Source organism: Streptomyces sp. NPDC058632, from assembly GCF_042717095.1.
Classification (GTDB): Bacteria; Actinomycetota; Actinomycetes; order Streptomycetales; family Streptomycetaceae; genus Streptomyces.
In genome coordinates this window covers 1-16814 of the sequence record NZ_JBHXQZ010000043.1, presented here as the reverse complement: position 1 = coordinate 16814, position 16814 = coordinate 1, and the positions used below count along the sequence as shown (strand labels likewise).

The window sequence follows — 16814 nt, the reverse complement described above, 5'->3', positions numbered from 1 at the left end:
GACGGGTTGAGGGCGACGTGGAAGACCGTTCCATGCCGGGGAATTTCATGAACAGGGCATTGGAAACTCTCTTTTGGGGACAGAGTGGATCATTCTTACCGGGTGTGGCAGGAAGTGCTGGCCGAGGAGTTCTTCGGACGGCAGCACGCCGGCCACCCGACGCTGTTCTACGTCGACGATGACGTGGAGCAGGAGCTCAGGCACGGATACGGCCTGGAGGAGCCCCTCGCCCAGTGCGTGGGCAGGTTCCTGCGGTTGGGGACCGCGGAACCGTACAGCGCGCTGGAGGACTACCGTTGGCGCAGGCGGCAGCAGGACAAGGACGGCGTGCCCGCCTTCCTGCCGCTGCTGGCCTGCTCGGTGATGGCCGCGTCCCGGATGGTGAACGACCGGAACCACCGGGCCACCGCCTACCACGCCCGCTTCTCCGAGCTGCTGACCGGAGCCGAGAAGCAACTGGGCAGCCACCACTACGAGCCCGTCTCTCGCATGTGGCAGGTGCTGGCCTCCTGGCAGCACAGCCAGAAGGGCGCGCGGGGCCTCTGCACCCTCCCCGCCCCCGCCGACCTGCCCTCCAACCGCAGCATGATCGGATTCGCCCAGTCCCAGGCGCTCCTCAGCGGCGCGGACCGGTCCTTCCTGCCGAAGTTCTTCCGGTCGCTGCGGGAACACGGCACGACTTGGCCGCTGCCGGGGGAGACGCTGCTGGCCCAGATCGAGATCCGGGGCATGGAGCGGCACTTCTCCAAGGGCTTCCGCAACGCTCTGCAGGAAGAGGAGTTCCGCCCCTTCCTCGCCAAGCTGATCGGCAACTACGCCGCTTCCTGGGACGGTTCGGACGAGCTGGTGCCCACCGGTGCCACCCGGGCCGAACTCCTGGTGCGGCTGGACGCGGGGCGTCTCAGCTGGGTGGCGCGCCTGCGGTCCGCGGAGCAGAAGAAGCGCATCGAACTCAGGGGCGGCGTCGTCCTCGAGCAGCTCGGCGACACCGCCTACTACGAGGTGATGGGCCTGCCCGCCCCGAGCGCGGACACCCTCACCAGGGGCATCCGCCGCGACGGGGACAACCTGGTGCTCAGCCGCCCCTCCTCCTCCGTCCTGGTGCTCGCACGGGACGACGTGCTCGGTGTCTGGGCCGGCACCGACGGCTTCCGCCCGGGAGAGGCGCACGTGGTGCTCGCCGCCCCGACCGCGCAGCGGGACGTGCAGCGGCTGCTGGACAAGGCCGCGACCACGGGCCGGGGCGCCGACACCGGCAAGCTGGCCTGGGTGCCGCAGGGCTGGTCCCTGCACAAGCCCGTCACCTTCGACGACGCGGTCACCCTGCGCCGGGCGCTCCAGGAGGTGCAGGGCGCGGTCGGCCTCCTGCAGCCCCCGGCCCAGTTCAAGCTCCGCCTCGAGGGCGGGCTGAAGCTCGCGCCCTCGCTCGATCCCCACCTGTATCTGCGGGGAGGCGAGCCCCAGGTGGTCCTCCCGGACGCCACGGAGGGCACGAGCACCCTCCTGGTCGACGGAAAGGAGCGGCCCGAGCTCAGGAAGGCGATCGCCGCAGGCCGCCCCGTCCCCCTGGCCGTGCTCCGGCTGGAGCCGGGCCGCCACACGGTGAGTTACGCGGGCGCGGAGATCGGCTTCGCCACCGCGGACCAGGCCGTCGTCGAACCGAAGGCGACCAAGGTCTGCGGCTTCACCGTCGTGGACGGCAAGGCCTCGGAGTCGCCTTCCCTCCTCGTCGAACAGACCCTGCCGACCGGCATCACCGGCGCCGACTGCACGGGCGCCACCCCCCAGAACGCGGCAGCCGTCATGGAGTTGTGCCGTCGGGACGTGGACGAGGTGGTGTTCGCGGCGGCCGACGGACGGCTGTGGACGTTGGAGGCCCCGGAGCAACCGGACTGGTGGACGGAACGTCTTCCCGACACCCCCGCCCCGCTTCGTTTCGAGGCCGACTTCCACGGCATCGGCGGCTGGCTCCTGGAGCGCCGGAGCGGGTGCTGGAAGGGCCGCCCGGTGAACCCCGGAACACCGAAGCCGAAGAGCACCGGCAACCCGCGGGCATGGGCCCGCGCCGTCCTCAACGCTCAGCAGGCGTCCGTCGAGTCCACGTGGGCCGCGTACGTGCAGGCAGCGAAGGAGCTGGACCGATGACGGGACCGATGAGCAGCACCGAGTTCGGCGGGATCCTCCTGCGCTGGCTGAGCGAGAGCCGCAGTGGCAAGACGTCCGCACTGCGCGACGGTGTCCGCGGCCAGGCCCAGGCATGGGGCCTGGAGCTGAAGGAGTACGCCGACTGGGACTGGATGCGTAAGGCCGCCGCCCTCGGCTTCATCGACGTGGACCTGCGCGCCGACCGCTGGTCGGTGGCCCCGCCGGTACTGACCCGGCTGCCCCACGCCGACGGCCTCGCGGTGCTGACCGGCGCGCGCACCGCGCGGATCGGCACGCGTGTCGAGGAGGCGGCACAGGAGTGGATGGAGCTGATCACCGTCCCTCACCGACCGGAGGCCGGTGAGGCCCCGCTGCCCGACACCCTCCTGTTCCAGTACGAGGACCCGTGGACCCTGCAGGAAGCCGCGAAGTTCCTCAGGGTCCGCCATGTCCCCTGCGCTGCCCTGCAGTTGACGGAGCTGCTTCCGCAGGCGGTGGTGGGCCCCGAGTCCGCACCGCCCGGTGGGAGCACCGCCGACACGCTGGAGAAGTACGAACTGCGCCTTCAGCGGTTCGTCCCCGTAGCAAGGGACGAAGAGGACGGCCTGTACCGGTGGCGCGGAGCCGACTACGCACGCTTGACCCGCGTCCGCCGCAACGGCGTCTTCCACGCGGTGGAACGCGAGACGGGCGTCTACCTGGAACTCGCCCGCCACCGCACCGACGCGATGCGCTGGCGGCCGGAGTCCGGCAAGGGCCGTGCCGGCATCGGCCGGCTCTTCGTCGACCGGTACGCGCCCCTGCCCGCCCTGCATGAGCGCGCGACCGTCCTGTGCAGCGGCTTCCCGCCCTCGGTGGGCAAGCAGACGCAGACCCGCGCGTACGACAACGTGCCGAGGGCGATCGCCGAGGCGATCGCGGCCTCGCTGCGGCAGAACCTGGAGATCATGCCGCGACCGGTGGCGGCCACCGGCGGGAGGGCCAAGTGAGCGTCGAACAGCAGACAGCGGCGGTGACGAACACCGACGTTCAGGACGTCATGGGCACGTTCGACGACCTGCGCAGCGCGCTCTTCCGCTACTACGACACCCCGTTCAGCGTCGACGACCGTTCCGTCATGGAGGAACGGCGCAACCTCCTGGACCGGGACAACGGGGCCTGGCGCGACCCGCTGATCGAGCTGCGCCCGCAATACGCCTCCCGGGGCGTCGGTATCGCGGAGTCCTTCGCCGAAGCAGGGGCGCACCCCGACGCGGCCGAGTTCGCCCGCTTCACCCTCCCCGACGGCGTGAACAGCCTCTACCAGCATCAGCACGACGCCCTGGTCGCCGCCTGCGAGGGCAAGGACTTCGTGGTCACCGCGGGCACCGGTTCCGGCAAGACGGAGTCCTTCCTGCTGCCGGTCCTCGCCGACCTGGTCGCCGAGTCCGCCCACTGGCAGGGCACCCGTGCGGTGCAGCGGGAATGGTGGCAGCAAGACGGCGACCACGTGCCCAGCCGACAGGGCGAGCAGGGGCACCCCGCCGCCGTGCGCGTACTGATCCTCTACCCCACGAACGCCCTCGCCGACGACCAACTGGTCCGGCTCCGGAAGTCGCTGGACAGCCGAGAGGCCCACGCCTGGCTGGACCGCAAGCGCAACGGACACCGCTTCTACTTCGGCCGCTACACCGGAGCCACCCCCGTCTCCGGCAGCCGCGATTCCGAGCCGGCGAACTTCCGTCTCCGGCAGTACCTGCGGGAGGTCCAGGAACGGCAGCGCAAGGCCGACGAGAAGCTCGACGAGGAGCTGCGGCCCTTCATCCCGCGCCTCGGCGGAGCGGAGATGCACGTCCGCTGGGACATGCAGGCCGCGCCGCCGGACATCATGATCACCAACTACTCGATGCTGAACATCATGCTGCTCCGCAAGCAGGAGGAGCACATCTTCACCGCCACCAGGAAGTGGCTGGAGGAGACCCCTGGCGCCCGCCTCACCCTGATCCTCGACGAACTCCACATGTACCGCGGCACGGCCGGCACCGAGGTGGCCTACCTGCTGCGCAACCTCCGCCACCGCCTCGGCCTCGACAAGAACCCAGAGAAGCTGCGTGTGCTCGCCGCCTCCGCCTCCCTGGAGGCCGGCCGGGACGACGAGTTTCTCGACGGGTTCTTCGCCCTGCCCGGCTCCCGGCGCGTGATCATCCCCGGAAAGGTGAAGGAGATCCGCGGCGGGGGCGACCTGGCCGCCCACGCCGAACTCCTCGGGCAGGCCGCGACGGACCCCCTCACTCAGGACGAAGCCGTCGCCCTGGCCCGGGCGACCGGCCTCGGCCCGGCGCTCCAGCGCGCACTCACTCCCGGCGGCAAGCCTCGTGCCCTGCCCGCACCCGAACTGGCGAAGAACCTCTTCCCTGGCGTCCCCGAGGAACAGCGCCAGGGCGCTCTCCACGGCGTTCTGCGCACACTGGGCTCCGCCCAGGACCACGAACTTCCCCAGCTCCGCGCCCACTTCTTCTTCCGGAACATCGAGGGCGTCTGGACCTGCTCCGACCCGGACTGCCCCGACATCCCCGTGGAGCACGGCCCCGAACGCCGGGTCGGCCGGCTCTTCGCCGAGCCCACCTCCCGCTGCACCTGCGGCGCCCGTGTCCTGGAACTCCTCTCCTGCCAGGCCTGCGGCGACCTCATGCTGGGCGGGTACGCCAGCCCCAAGGACACCCGGCGGCGCAAGTTCACCGGTGCCCTCCACACCGACTTCCCGGACATGGACCTGCTCCCCGACGAGGCCGGCGGCGCACCCACCGCGGCGAACTACGTCGTGTACTGGCCGCAGACCAAGGGCCTCGGCCTCGACGACCCCGACTGGCACGCGGGCCTGTCCGACGGCGGGCCGCAGGTCGAGTTCGAGTTCCGCCGCAGCGCCTACCAGCCCGCCACCGGCCGCCTGGAGAACCGGGACGTCCGGCACACCGGATGGTCGTTCCACATCTCCGTGCCCCTGGACAAGGAGGGCAAGAAGCCGGCCCACGACCCGGCCCGGCTCCAGGCCTTCCCCACCCGCTGCCCCGCCTGCGGCGACGACTGGGAGATCAAGTACGACAGGGACGGCCGTTTCGTCCCGCTGGAATCCCCCGACCGGCTGCGCAACGCGCCGGTCCGGCGGATGCGCACCGGTTTCTACAAGATCAACCAGGTGCTGGTGACCGAAGCCCTCGGCCACCTCCCCGACGGCCGGCGCAAGGCGATCGCCTTCTCCGACAGCCGTGACGACGCCTCAGAACTCGCCAGCGGTCTTGCCCTCCGCCATTACCAGGACCTTCTCCGCCTGCTCAGCGCCCAGGCCGTCGAGAGCCAGGGGGATCCGTTCGGCGACCTCCAGCTGGTGAAGGCCCACTACACCGGGGAAGCCGTCGACCGTGCCGGTGCCCGTTCCGCCATGGAACGGCTGCGGGACCGCAACCCGGCGGACTGGGGGCGCCTGAAGGCGATCCTCGCCGACGACCTCGACGCGGAACCGGAACTCCTGCCCGACCTGGAGCGGAAGTTCTCCGAACTGCCCTCACTGGACGACCTCGCCTCCGACCTCGAAGGCATGCTGCTGAAGTACGGCACCAACCCCGCCGGCCCCGCGGCCTCGCTCCAGCAGACCTCGGCCGGACAGCCCTGGACCGCGCTCTACAACTGGGAGCGGGACCGGGAAGCGGTGGTGGACACCCAGGCACAGGAGGAACTGCTCAACCGCCTTCGCTCCCGCCTCCGCCTCGAGACCATCGGAAGCCTCTTCTCCGGCGGCGGCCGTGACTTCGAATCGCTCGGACTCGGCTGGCTCTGCCTGCGCGACGACCGCTCGCCCCTGGAGACCGGCCCGGACAGCGATCAGGCCGTCGCCCGTGCCAGCCTGCGCATCCTCGGCCTGATGCGGCGCTTCACCCGGATACGCGGCTCTCTGCAGAGGCCGCCCGCGCCTCTGAAGCGTTTCTGGAAGCAGATCGCCGAACGCCAGGGCACCGATGTGCGGACGATCGAGGACCGAGTGCTCGGCGTCTGGAAGGACGCCGTGGTCGACTACGTCGTCAAACCGGAGAAGGTGGCACTCCGCCCCGGCGAGAACAAGACCTGGACGTGCAGCTCCTGCCACCGGCCGCACCTCCACCCGGGCACGGGGCTGTGCACCAAGTGCCTGACCCCGTTGCCCGCCGTGCCCCAGCAGTACAGCGGAGTCCTCGAAGACGACTACTACGCCTGGAAGGCCGCCCACCGCACCGGCGACTTCCCCCTGCGCACCGCGGAGCTGACCGGCCAGACGGACCGGCTGGAGGCCCAGCGTCGGCAGAGCCTCTTCCAGGACGTCTTCCTCGGCGACAACGACGTCCCGCAGGCGGACGGCCTGGAACTGCTCTCTGTGACCACGACCATGGAGGCCGGTGTCGACATCGGCCCCCTCAACACCGTGATCATGGCCAACATGCCGCCCACCCGCTTCAACTACCAGCAGCGGGTGGGGCGCGCGGGCCGACGCAACAGCCCGGTCGCCGTGGCCCTCACCGTCTGCCGCGGCCGCAGTCACGACGAGCACTACTTCGCCCGTCCGGAAGCCATCACCAACGATCCGACTCCGCCGCCCTACCTGGTCCTCGGAATGGTCTCCGTCTTCCGGCGGGTCCTGCTGGGAGAGGTCCTGCGCCAGGCCTTCGAGCCCCTGCAGCCGAAGGACCGCCGGAAGGGGCCGGACATGACGAGCAACGTCCACGGACAGTTCGGCCTCGCCGCCGACTGGCCGACGCATCGTGGTGCCGTCCGCCGCTGGATCGCCGAGCACCCGGACCGCGTCAGAGCCGCTGCCGCCGCCCTCCGGGCCGGAACACCGGAGAGCGTCGCCTCCCTCGACCCGGTGGCCGCCGTCGACGAACTCCTCGGCCAGGTCGACGAGGTGGCAGCCCGGACGGTCGGCCACTCCGACCTCAGCCAGCGTCTGGCGGAGGCGGGTCTCCTGCCCATGTTCGGCTTCCCGACCCGCTCCCGCCTCCTCTACCGGAGCATCCCGCAGAAGACCTTCCCCTGGCCGCCGGCCGACTCCGTCAACCGCGACCTGGCCGTCGCCCTAAGCAAGTTCGCACCGGGCAGCGAAACCCCGCAGGACGGCCGCCTGCTCCGCTCCAGCGGAGTGGTCTCCCTCGTCCCGAGCGGTCGCGGAGTGCAGGCCGCCGAGGACCCGTTCGGACCGGAACAACTGGTCGCCATGTGCCGGATCTGCTCCCACGTGGACCCGCAGGCCGTTGTCGACCCGGAAACCGGAAGCGCCGGCATCTGCCCCGCCTGCGGCGCGGAGAGCAAGTACTACAGGGCCGTCCCCTTCCGGGAGCCCGCAGGCTTCCGGGCCGCCCGCGAGGCACGGGACTACGACGGCTACCGGGAGCTCGGCTCCAACGCCACCAGCGCACGGACCGCCACCGACCTGGAGAAGACCGCCCCGCGCATCCACCGTGCCGCCGACGACTGGATGGTCGTCCACACCGGTAGCGGCGACCGCTACATCGTCAACACCAACGCCGGAAAGCTCTTCCGGTTCGTCAAGAACACCGGCTCGTGGCGCGGATACCTCGCTCTGGACCACCCCAAGGCGGAAGCCGACCTGGAGATCGCCCTCGGCGCCACCCAGCACACCGACATGCTCTTCATCGGGGCCAAGGACGCCCTCGACGCGAGCCGGGGCCTCCGCTTCGACATCTCGAAGTCCCGGCAGGTCGACGGTTTCCCCGAGGCATACCACGGCCGGCGCGCCGCCTGGTACTCGCTGGCGGCCCTGCTGCGCCGTGCCGCCGCCCCGCACCTGGACGTGCAGCCGGAGGAACTCCTCAGCGGCATCCACGGCTCGGACGCCCCCGTGGCCGCTCCCGTCATGGCCTACCTGGCGGACAGCCTCGACAACGGCGCGGGCTTCAGCACCTATCTCGGTTCGGAGGAACACATCGAGGAATTCCTCCAGGCGGTCGACCGGTACGTGCACGACCTGGAGGCCGACCATCACGCGCGGAACTGCCGCAGCTCCTGCTACGCCTGCCTGCGCGACTACTCCAACATGCGCCTCCACCCGCTGTACGACTGGCGGCTCGCCCGCGACCTGACCGACGCCCTGCGCGGCCGGAAACTGCGGATCGACCCGGAGGAACACGCCGTTCTGCTCAGGGGCTGGGCGGACGAGGAGCTCAATGTCAGCCTGAAGGAGACCGCCGCCGGGCCGGTGGCACTCTTCACCTCGGACTTCACCGGCGAGCCCGTCGCGGTCGCCGTCAAGCATCCGCTGGAGTCCGCCGACGAGGAGTGCGGAAACGAACGGATCCGGGCCCTGCGTCACGAGGTCCGTGCCGCAGGCCTCGCCACCAGGATCGCCTTCGCCGACTCCTACAGCCTGGACCGGACCCCTGCCGCGGTGATCGAGCAGGTGCACATCTTCGCGGAGGAACTCTGATGACGGCAGGAACCCCGCTGGGAGCGGGCCAGGACGAGCAGGCCCGTCTGGAGGAGCTGCGGCAGCGCGAGATCGCCCGTCGCCTCAGCCTCCTCCAGGCCCGTGCCCAGGGCCGGACCGTCGGGAAAGCTCCGCGGGGCACGGAAGCTCCCGGCGGCCCTGCTCCGGTTGTTCCGCCGCAGAAACAGCCGGAGCCGGTTATGCCCCAGCCGGTCCCCGAAAGATTCGTCGACCGGGAGGACTGGGAGCGCGCCCGCTCCTTCGCCGAAATCATGTTGCCCGATGTCCTGAAGGCGGAGACCGGAACGCTCTCCGCGCAGAAGTTGGCCCGGGCCGCGGCCGATGCGGCGTCCCGGCAGGACGACCCGGTCACGGGCGTCTCCCTGCTTGTCATGGCACAGGACCATGGGCTGGACGTCTTCAACGACCGACTCGACGACTGCGCCCGCGCCCTGCTGGAGGACAAGCCGCTGCCGCTCCTGGGGGAGCCGGGCAGCATGTGGCAGATCTACCAGGACGACCGTCGCCTGATGGAGACCAACCTGCCGACCCTTCGGCAGAGGGCGCTCCTGGCGAAGCTTCCCCGGCCGCTTCTCGACGACTACATCGACGAGGAGTGGATCGGCGCGCTCCCCGAGTGCGACGGCACCTCCCGTGCCGCCTACTTCCGCGCCCGCCTGGACCCGGCCTCCCTCACCGACGAGGAGATGGACCTGTTGGCCTGGCCCCTGGAACGGGAGCGCCGGGAGGCAGGCCCCGGAACGGAACCCGGCCGTGACTGGCCGCAGGACTGGCGCCTACTGGTGAGGCTGCAGGCCAACGATGCCAAAACCATCGCCGAGGAGTGGACCGGCCTCCTGCCGCCGACGCAGAAGCTCCTCGACGCCCTGCGCGAGGTGCGGCGGACCGGAGAGGTTCCGGACGACCTCGTCGCCGACGAGCGGCTGTGGGTTCTCCTGGAGCGGATCCACTCCAGTGTGCGCAGCGCGAGCCACAGGAGGTTCAACGGCTGGATCAGCGTGCGGACTTTGATCAGGGCAGTGCGGCAGATGCACCATGCCCTCCTCCGCGGGGACGACGAGACGGCGGAACAGCGGAGGAGGGCTGCGCTCACCATGGCCGCGAGGCTCCGGCACCACTCGCAGCCGGTGCGCTGGGAGGCCCAGAACGTCCAGGCCTACCTGCGTGCCGGCCAGGAGACCACGGAGTCCCTCACACTCCTGGAGCAGGACGCCGAAGGCCGCCCCCCGGCGCGGGACCAGCTCGGTGAAGGCGCCGTGGCCGCGCTGCGGAAGAATCGGAGCTTCCTGGAGGACCGGCCCCGCGGAGAACGGGACCAGCTGCTCAGCCCTTATCTGGTGCTCGGCGTACTTGACGGGGCGGACGACTGGAAAAAGGCCTGGCGCGCCCTGAGGAAGGAGCTCGACGACAGCGGTCGCGTCCGGATCAACCGCGCCAAGGACATGATCGAGAAGGCTGAGCGCGAGCAGCAGGAAGTACTCCGGTTCGCCGTCCCGCTCGCCCCGCACCGCTGGGAGGACCCCGCCGGCACGAGCCACCGGCTGGAACTCCCGCCCGAGCCTCTGCAAAGGCTCACCCAGCCGCCCACGGACAGCGACCGCGCGTGGTCTCGCACCGAGGCGGCCCGAGAAATAATCACCAGGGCGACAGAACGCCTTTCCCCGGCTGCTGAAAAAACCGCAGCCCTTGAAGACCCAGAGAGCAGCACATCATGACTAAAAGTCGCAGGGCGCGCGAAGCCCGGAAAAAGCGAGAATCTTTTGCAGGGCGGGAACAATACTCCGGCGACGGCAAACCCAAAGCGGCTGATATGCAACCTTGGAAGTTTGCTGCCAGTGACATCCCCAAGATTTCTGTGGGAGCCCTGGATGCGCCGGCGATCCTCAAGTCCATCAACGAAGCACTCCTGCCTGTGGTGGAAGAGGAACTGGAACGCGTAGCTGAGACTTTGGGTGCCCTTCTTGAGGCCAAGGGGGCAGAGGGTGATCCTGCTGATGCCATCCGGACTGAGTTGATGAGACGTGTCCTTCCTCAAATTTCCGATTCTGTACGGAGCGGTGTGATGGAGGGGGTGAGGACCCGCCAGATGCACTTGGCCCAGTTGGCTGCTATTCATCGTCAGACTCTGGAGTCCAAAAGTCTGAGGCTCGTATTGGCGCGGATCGATCATGAGTTGTCGCGGGCCGGCTTGGAGGTTGTCGGAAAGGCTGATGATCATTCACGGTTCAATGTGGTGGAAGATCCTCCAGGGGTGATGAGTTGTGGGTCGGTTGTATATGAAGTCGCAGCACCTGCTTATGTCGACATTGAATCTGGGAAGGTTGTTGAGCGTGGATGGCTCAGGGCCGTTCCTAAGGATCCGTTGCCGGTACCTGCAACGGAAAAGGTGAAGCCGGGGCAGAAGCGCAGGGCCACACATGCGGAGACGGGAAAAAAGCAGAAGAAGGACCTCAGTGGGGGTCCTGGTGATTCTCCGCACAAGAAGAAGGTTCATCGGGGTCAGATGCCTGGCGTTCAACAGGAGCCTGGGGATGCGCTAGTCAGGGAGATCGATAAAAGTGACCGAGGTACGGACGGCAACGGGAATGTCGAAGACGGTCAGGTTGCAGAACCCGCCAGCGCGAGTTATCGCTCTCCAGCGAGGAAATCAGTGGATCTGTCTCGGCAGCGATCTAGGGGTGAGCAGTCAGAGCGGCGCATTATGTCTCCCCGCTCTGAGGGAAACAGCGATCGGCGCGTTCCCAAGGAGGAATCGCGTGACGGTGCCTGGTCTCCGACTGGTTCACAGGATATGACGACAGGTGGTCGTGTACAGAAGAAGACGAGTTATAAGCAGTCGTTGCGCGCTGCGGCCAGCAAGCAGATGAAGCAGAGAGACACGCGATGAGTTTTGGCATTGACTTCGGCACGAGTAACTCGGTTGTTGCTCGCTGGAACGGGCACACCACCGAGGTGCTGCCGATCGACGGTGACAACGTGCCGTCCCAGTGGCGTCAACCGGAGTTCGAGCAGCTCTTCCCCTCCGTGCTGTCCGTCCGCGACCTCCAGCGGACCCTCTGCTTCGGCTGGGAGGCGAAGACCGGCACCAGCGAGCCACTCGACGCCGTGAAGCGCATGCTCGGCACTCGCTCGGGTGCCGAGAAGGACGGCGGCATCGGCGGCCTCGAGGTCGCGGCCCAGCTCGAGGAACACCACGCCTGGGTCGGCTCGGAGAAGTTCCACAGCACGGTCGCGGCCGCCTCCCTCTTCAGCCGCATGAAGGAAGGTGTCTCCGCCCAGCTGCTCGACCTCTCCGACGCGGTCGTCACCGTCCCCGCCAAGGCGACGGGCGGCGCCCGCTACCGCACCCGTGCCGCGGCAGTGCTCGGCGGAGTGAAGGTCCGGGCCCTGCTCAACGAGCCCACCGCAGCTGCGATCTCGTACGTCCACGGCATCCCGATCCCCGGCCGTTTCCTCGTCTTCGACTGGGGCGGCGGCACCATCGACGTCACTGTCCTGGGATACGACGACGGCCTCTTCGAGGAGCAGACCTCCCGCGGTATCACCGCCCTCGGAGGCCTGGAGTTCGACAACGCGCTGGCCCAGCTGATCCAGCAGAAGATCGGCCTGACCGCGGACCAGCTCACCAAGGCCGAACGACGCCGGTGGCGCCGGTCGGTCGAGCTGACGAAGATCGCCCTGTCCTCCGTGCCGACGGACGGCGCGCTCTTCTTCGACCTCCCGGTCGGCCTCGCCCCCTCGATCTCGAAGCGTGAGGTCAGGATCACCGCGGCCGAGTACACCGAGGCGATCACCCCGCTCATCACCCGCGCTCTGGAGGCGGTCCAGCAAGCCCTGGAAGACCTGGCCATCACCCCGGACGGCATCGATTCCGTCCTGATGATCGGCGGCACCTCACAGATCCCCCAGGTGCGTCACGCCCTGGGCGAACTCCTCGGCCACGACCGCATCGTCGACAGCGGCCTGTGCCGGCCCATGACCGCCGTCGCTCGAGGCGCGGCCATCTATGCGGCCTCTCTCGACGGCGAACTCGGCGACGACAGCGACTTCTCCCTAGTGACCAGCTACGACCTGGGAACGGCCGTGAGCGCGGGCGAACAGAAGGGCTTCCGCGCCATCATCCGACGTAACGCCACGCTCCCCGCAGAAGGTTCGGCCACCTTCTACCCGGACACCCCGGGCGCTTCCTTCGTGCGCGTGCCGGTGATCGAGGGCGAGGCCGGCTACCCGGCCGACAGCGACCGTGCCTTCGCCCTGGCCAACATCGAGGTGGGCCTTCCGACCCGCGAACAGGACATCCGCCGGAACAAGATCGAGATCAAGTTCCGCTACAACGAGAGCGGCATCCTGCGCTTCACCGCCACCCACGTGGAAACCGGCGTGGTGCTTGCCGAGCGCGAGATCGATTCCTTCGGCCCCGACGGCACCCCACTGCAGCACGGCCTCGACGATGAGCTGACCCGTCTTTTGGCCCACACCGTCCGCCCGTTCGCCGACGGCTCCTCCAACGTCCGGCACCTCTCGGCAGCCGAAACGGCCAACGCCCGCCTCGCACCGGTCGACATGTCCGTGCGCGTGGTGGAGGCCGATCCGGCCGTGACGGTCAACGGCGAGCCCCAGGACGTGGTGACGAGGGGACTTTGACCAACCTCTGGACTCTGTTGGGTGATTTCCGGGTGCGCCAGTAGCTCGCTCCACTGCTGCGGCAGGTGTCGGCAGCCGCTGGGTCCTTCCCGAACGGCTTCACCGACTTCACCGACTTCACTGACCTCGAACTCCTCGACCACCTCGAACCCCTCGCGAGTGAGGTGCTCCCGCAAGTGGAGGACGTGGAGCCCCGGACGCCCCTCGCTCGCGGCCGCCCGATCTTCGGCCACCCGCTCCCACGATGCGAAGCAGGAGTCGCCCTCGACGGCCCTTTCGCCGTGGTCACGGAGCAGCCGTGAAGACAGCACCGTGTCCCCCTCCCCATGCGGGGGAGGGGGACACGGTGGGACGCGTAAGGCTCAGGGGGCCATGGTGGAGGCGGGGGACCCGTCCCGGTCGGCGGCGGTGCCGGCGCCGGCGGGGGCCTCGCCCTCGTCGAGGGCGACGTCCTTGGTCTCCTTGCCGACGATCAGCGCGACCAGGGTCAGCAGCGCCATAGAGGAGAGGTAGACACCGACCAGCCACGGCGAGCCGTCACCCGCCTCCCACAGGGCCACCGCTATGAACGGGGCGACGGCCGCGCCGAGGATCGAGCTGACGTTGTACGAGATGCCCGAGCCGGTGTAGCGCACGCTCGTCGGGAAGAGCTCGGGCAGGAGCGCGCCCATCGGGCCGAAGGTCATGCCCATCAGCGTGAACCCGAGCACCAGCCACAGCACCACGCCGAGCGTGCCCATGCCGATCAGCGGCACCCACACCAGCCCGAAGACCAGGATCGCGGAGGTGACCCAGATCAGGGTGGAGCGGCGGCCGTACTTGTCGGCGAGCGGGCCGGAGACCAGGGTGAACACGGCGAAGAACAGCACCCCGAAGATCATCATCAGGACGAAGGTGGTGTAGCTGTACCCCAGGCCCGGCACGGCGGCGTCCTCGGCGGTACGGCCGTAGCTCAGCGAGAACGTGGTCATCAGGTAGAAGAGCACGTACGTCGCCAGCATGAAGAAGGTGCCGAGGACCAACTGCTTCCCGTGGCTGCGGAAGACGGTGGCCAGCGGCAGCTTCCGCACCAGCCCCGCCTCACGGGTCCTGGAGAAGACCGGCGCCTCGACCAGGCGCATCCGCACCCACAGGCCGATCGCGACCATCACCGCCGAGAACAGGAACGGAATGCGCCAGCCCCAGGTCAGGAAGGCCTCGGAGGGCTGCGAGGGGTCGGCGCCGGCGCTGGACGGCAGGAGGGCGCCGATGACCAGGAAGAGGCCGTTGCCGATGATGAAGCCGAGCGGGGCGCCCAGCTGCGGGAACGTGCCGTAGAGGGCGCGCTTGTTCCTCGGGGCGTTCTCCGTGGCGACCAGGGCGGCGCCGCTCCACTCACCGCCGAGCGCGAAGCCCTGGGCGAGCCGCATCACCACCAGCAGCGCGGTGGCGATCCAGCCGGCCTGCTCGTAGGTGGGCAGTATGCCGATGAGGAAAGTGGCGATGCCCATGGTGAGGAGCGAGGCCACCAGCGTGCCCTTGCGGCCGAGCCGGTCGCCGAGGTGCCCGAAGACGATCGCGCCGATCGGGCGGGCGACCATCGCGGCACCGAACACCGCGAACGACGACAGCAGCGCCGTGGTCGGGTCGCTGTCCGGGAAGAAGAGCGAGGGGAAGACCAGGACCGCGGCGGTCGCGTAGATGTAGAAGTCGTAGAACTCGATCGTCGTGCCGATGAGGCTCGCGACGAGGACACGGGACCGCGAGTTGGCGGGTGCCTGGGCTGTGGTGGTGGCTGGTGCGGGCATTTCACGGTCTTTCCACGGAGAACGGTTGCCCAAGGCTCTCAGGCATCTCACTTCTCAGGAATGCCGTGTCGGGATGTGAGACATCATAGTCGTCGGCGCCCGTGGAGAATACGTGGCTCCACCCCCTCCGTCCTCCCTGCACTCAGCGGGCAGGCGCCGCCCGCCCCCGGGCCGCGCATCCATGACCAGTGAAGGGAGACCGGCCGCGCGTCATCGCGCCGCCGCTGTCGCTCCCCGTTCCCCGTCCCGTCGGGGGGCCGGCCGGAACGCGACACCGCCGAGCACTTCGCCGCGTACGCCTCCGTCGTCGCCGAACGCCTCGGCGACCGCGTGCACCACTGGGCGACCCTCGACGAGCCCCTGTGCCCGCTCAACGAGCCCCTGTGCTCGGCCTGGATCGGTCACCTCGAGGGCCCGATCGGCCGAGCCCGGTGCTCGCGACACCAGGGATCGCATCCCCTGGTTGCCCCTTCCGCGGACAGGAACACTCGACGGCGAAGCCACCTGCCCCGGGTGGACATCAGGCGACGTCACAAGGAGTTCCTCATGAAGCGGCGGACAGCTCTGCTCCTCGGTGCCGCCCTGGCGGTGACCCCGGCCGCCGAGGCCCACGCGCATCCCGGCCACCCGACATCCCCTGGAGGGGCGCCCGCGACACCGCAAGGGCCCTACCGCGGGGGATGGCAGCGGCGCGCACCGATCGCCGGCGGCCCCCGGCAGGAGCACAGCGTCGCCGCCGTCGGCGACGACGTGTACGTCATCGGCGGCATCCTCCCCGGGGACGGCCCGTCCGGCGGCGTCACCACCACCGGACGGGTAGAGGTCTACAACACCCGGCGCGACACCTGGTCGGACGCGGCTCCGCTCCCCGTCGCGATGAACCACCCCAATGTGGCGGAGGTCGGAGACAGGATCTACGTTCTCGGCGGGCTGTCCGGCGGGGCCGAATGGCAGGCCCTCCGCGACTGCTTCGTCTACTCTCCGCGTGCCGACCGCTGGCGACGGCTCCCGCCCCTGCCCGCGGGTGTGGCACGGGGCAGCGCCGCGATCGGGGTGCACGGGACGACGGTCCTTCTCGCCGGCGGTATGCGCGTCCTCGTGCCGGGCGCGGGCGGCCTCCAGGACACCGTGGACACCGTGTCGGCGTACGACGTGATCACGCGGCGCTGGGAGACCCTGCCGAGCCTGCCGCAGGCCCGGGACCACGTGGGCGGGGCCGTCGTCGGTGGCACCTTCTACGTGCTCGGGGGCCGGGACCGGGGGCAGGTGAACGTGCGGGACACCGTCTACGCACTGCACCTGCGCACCCGCCGCTGGACCGAGCGGGCGCCGATGCCCACCGCCCGCGGCGGCATCGCCGCCGCGGCCGTGGGGACGAGGATCTACACCTTCGGGGGCGAGGGCCGGCACGACGGCACCGACCCGAACACGGTCTTCGACGAGACCGAGGCGTACGACACCGTGCGCGACAGCTGGCAACGCCTGGCTCCCATGCCGGTACCGCGCCACGGCACGGCCGCCGTCGCCGTACGCGGCACCGTCCACATCCCCGGTGGCGGTGTCCGGGGCGGCGCCGCCCCGGTGGACGTCAACGACGCCTACCGTCCCGCCCACCGATGAGCCTTTGTCGACACCCCGGAGGGAGCCGTGCGGGGGGGGGGGCGGCACGCCGCGGGGGGGCCCCCCGCCGGCGGGCCCGTACCGCCCCCCCCCCCCCCCCCCCGCCGGGCGCCGACGGCCCCACAGGGCCCCCCCGCGGCCCCCCC

At 69.7% G+C, this 16814-nt stretch carries 9 protein-coding genes and 1 pseudogene; 9 read left to right on the top strand and 1 reads right to left on the bottom strand.

Annotated features, from left to right (window positions below):
• Nucleotides 1-102 precede the first annotated feature (102 nt).
• The 7 genes from ACFWVE_RS18215 (at nucleotide 103) to ACFWVE_RS18185 (ending at nucleotide 13563) form a co-directional block, all read left to right on the top strand.
• Nucleotides 103-2145, top strand: coding sequence for a hypothetical protein (locus ACFWVE_RS18215; RefSeq protein ID WP_384014905.1), 2043 nt, complete (start codon nucleotides 103-105; stop codon nucleotides 2143-2145).
• The gene (locus tag ACFWVE_RS18210; protein ID WP_384014902.1) at nucleotides 2142-3134 is read left to right on the top strand and encodes a hypothetical protein; all 993 of its coding nucleotides are present in this window, start codon (nucleotides 2142-2144) and stop codon (nucleotides 3132-3134) included. Before ACFWVE_RS18215 ends, ACFWVE_RS18210 begins: the two co-directional genes overlap by 4 nt.
• Nucleotides 3131-8596 (top strand): DEAD/DEAH box helicase, encoded by a 5466-nt coding sequence (locus ACFWVE_RS18205; RefSeq protein WP_384014900.1) that lies wholly within the window; start codon nucleotides 3131-3133, stop codon nucleotides 8594-8596. The genes ACFWVE_RS18210 and ACFWVE_RS18205 overlap by 4 nt, the downstream gene beginning before the upstream one ends.
• Nucleotides 8596-10332, top strand: a complete 1737-nt coding sequence (locus ACFWVE_RS18200; protein WP_384014897.1) for a hypothetical protein — start codon at nucleotides 8596-8598, stop codon at nucleotides 10330-10332. Before ACFWVE_RS18205 ends, ACFWVE_RS18200 begins: the two co-directional genes overlap by 1 nt.
• Nucleotides 10329-11504 (top strand): hypothetical protein, encoded by a 1176-nt coding sequence (locus ACFWVE_RS18195; RefSeq protein WP_384014894.1) that lies wholly within the window; start codon nucleotides 10329-10331, stop codon nucleotides 11502-11504. Before ACFWVE_RS18200 ends, ACFWVE_RS18195 begins: the two co-directional genes overlap by 4 nt.
• Nucleotides 11501-13261 (top strand): Hsp70 family protein, encoded by a 1761-nt coding sequence (locus ACFWVE_RS18190; RefSeq protein WP_384014890.1) that lies wholly within the window; start codon nucleotides 11501-11503, stop codon nucleotides 13259-13261. Before ACFWVE_RS18195 ends, ACFWVE_RS18190 begins: the two co-directional genes overlap by 4 nt.
• 65 nt (nucleotides 13262-13326) lie before the next feature.
• A complete protein-coding gene (locus ACFWVE_RS18185) occupies nucleotides 13327-13563 on the top strand; it encodes a hypothetical protein (RefSeq protein WP_384014887.1) in 237 nt (78 codons plus the stop codon).
• A gap of 60 nt (nucleotides 13564-13623) precedes the next feature.
• On the opposite strand, the gene ACFWVE_RS18180 is transcribed toward ACFWVE_RS18185, so the two are convergent.
• Nucleotides 13624-15048 (bottom strand): MFS transporter, encoded by a 1425-nt coding sequence (locus tag ACFWVE_RS18180; protein WP_384014884.1) that lies wholly within the window; start codon nucleotides 15046-15048, stop codon nucleotides 13624-13626.
• A gap of 252 nt (nucleotides 15049-15300) precedes the next feature.
• Here ACFWVE_RS18180 and ACFWVE_RS18175 point away from each other — a divergent pair.
• Together ACFWVE_RS18175 and ACFWVE_RS18170 are read left to right on the top strand one after the other, a co-directional pair.
• Nucleotides 15301-15462, top strand: a pseudogene (locus tag ACFWVE_RS18175) (family 1 glycosylhydrolase); the annotation flags it as partial.
• Between the two features lie 132 nt (nucleotides 15463-15594).
• A complete protein-coding gene (locus tag ACFWVE_RS18170; protein WP_384014881.1) occupies nucleotides 15595-16668 on the top strand; it encodes a Kelch repeat-containing protein in 1074 nt (357 codons plus the stop codon).
• The last annotated feature ends 146 nt before the right edge of the window (nucleotides 16669-16814 follow it).

What these genes read in the sequence shown, in the direction of transcription:
- ACFWVE_RS18210 (WP_384014902.1), top strand. Translation starts at nt 2,142, where the DNA reads ATGACGGGACCGATGAGCAGCACCGAGTTCGGCGGGATCCTCCTGCGC.
- ACFWVE_RS18200 (WP_384014897.1), top strand. Translation starts at nt 8,596, where the DNA reads ATGACGGCAGGAACCCCGCTGGGAGCGGGCCAGGACGAGCAGGCCCGT.
- ACFWVE_RS18195 (WP_384014894.1), top strand. Translation starts at nt 10,329, where the DNA reads ATGACTAAAAGTCGCAGGGCGCGCGAAGCCCGGAAAAAGCGAGAATCT.
- ACFWVE_RS18190 (WP_384014890.1), top strand. Translation starts at nt 11,501, where the DNA reads ATGAGTTTTGGCATTGACTTCGGCACGAGTAACTCGGTTGTTGCTCGC.
- ACFWVE_RS18180 (WP_384014884.1), bottom strand. Translation starts at nt 15,048, where the DNA reads ATGCCCGCACCAGCCACCACCACAGCCCAGGCACCCGCCAACTCGCGG.
- ACFWVE_RS18170 (WP_384014881.1), top strand. Translation starts at nt 15,595, where the DNA reads ATGAAGCGGCGGACAGCTCTGCTCCTCGGTGCCGCCCTGGCGGTGACC.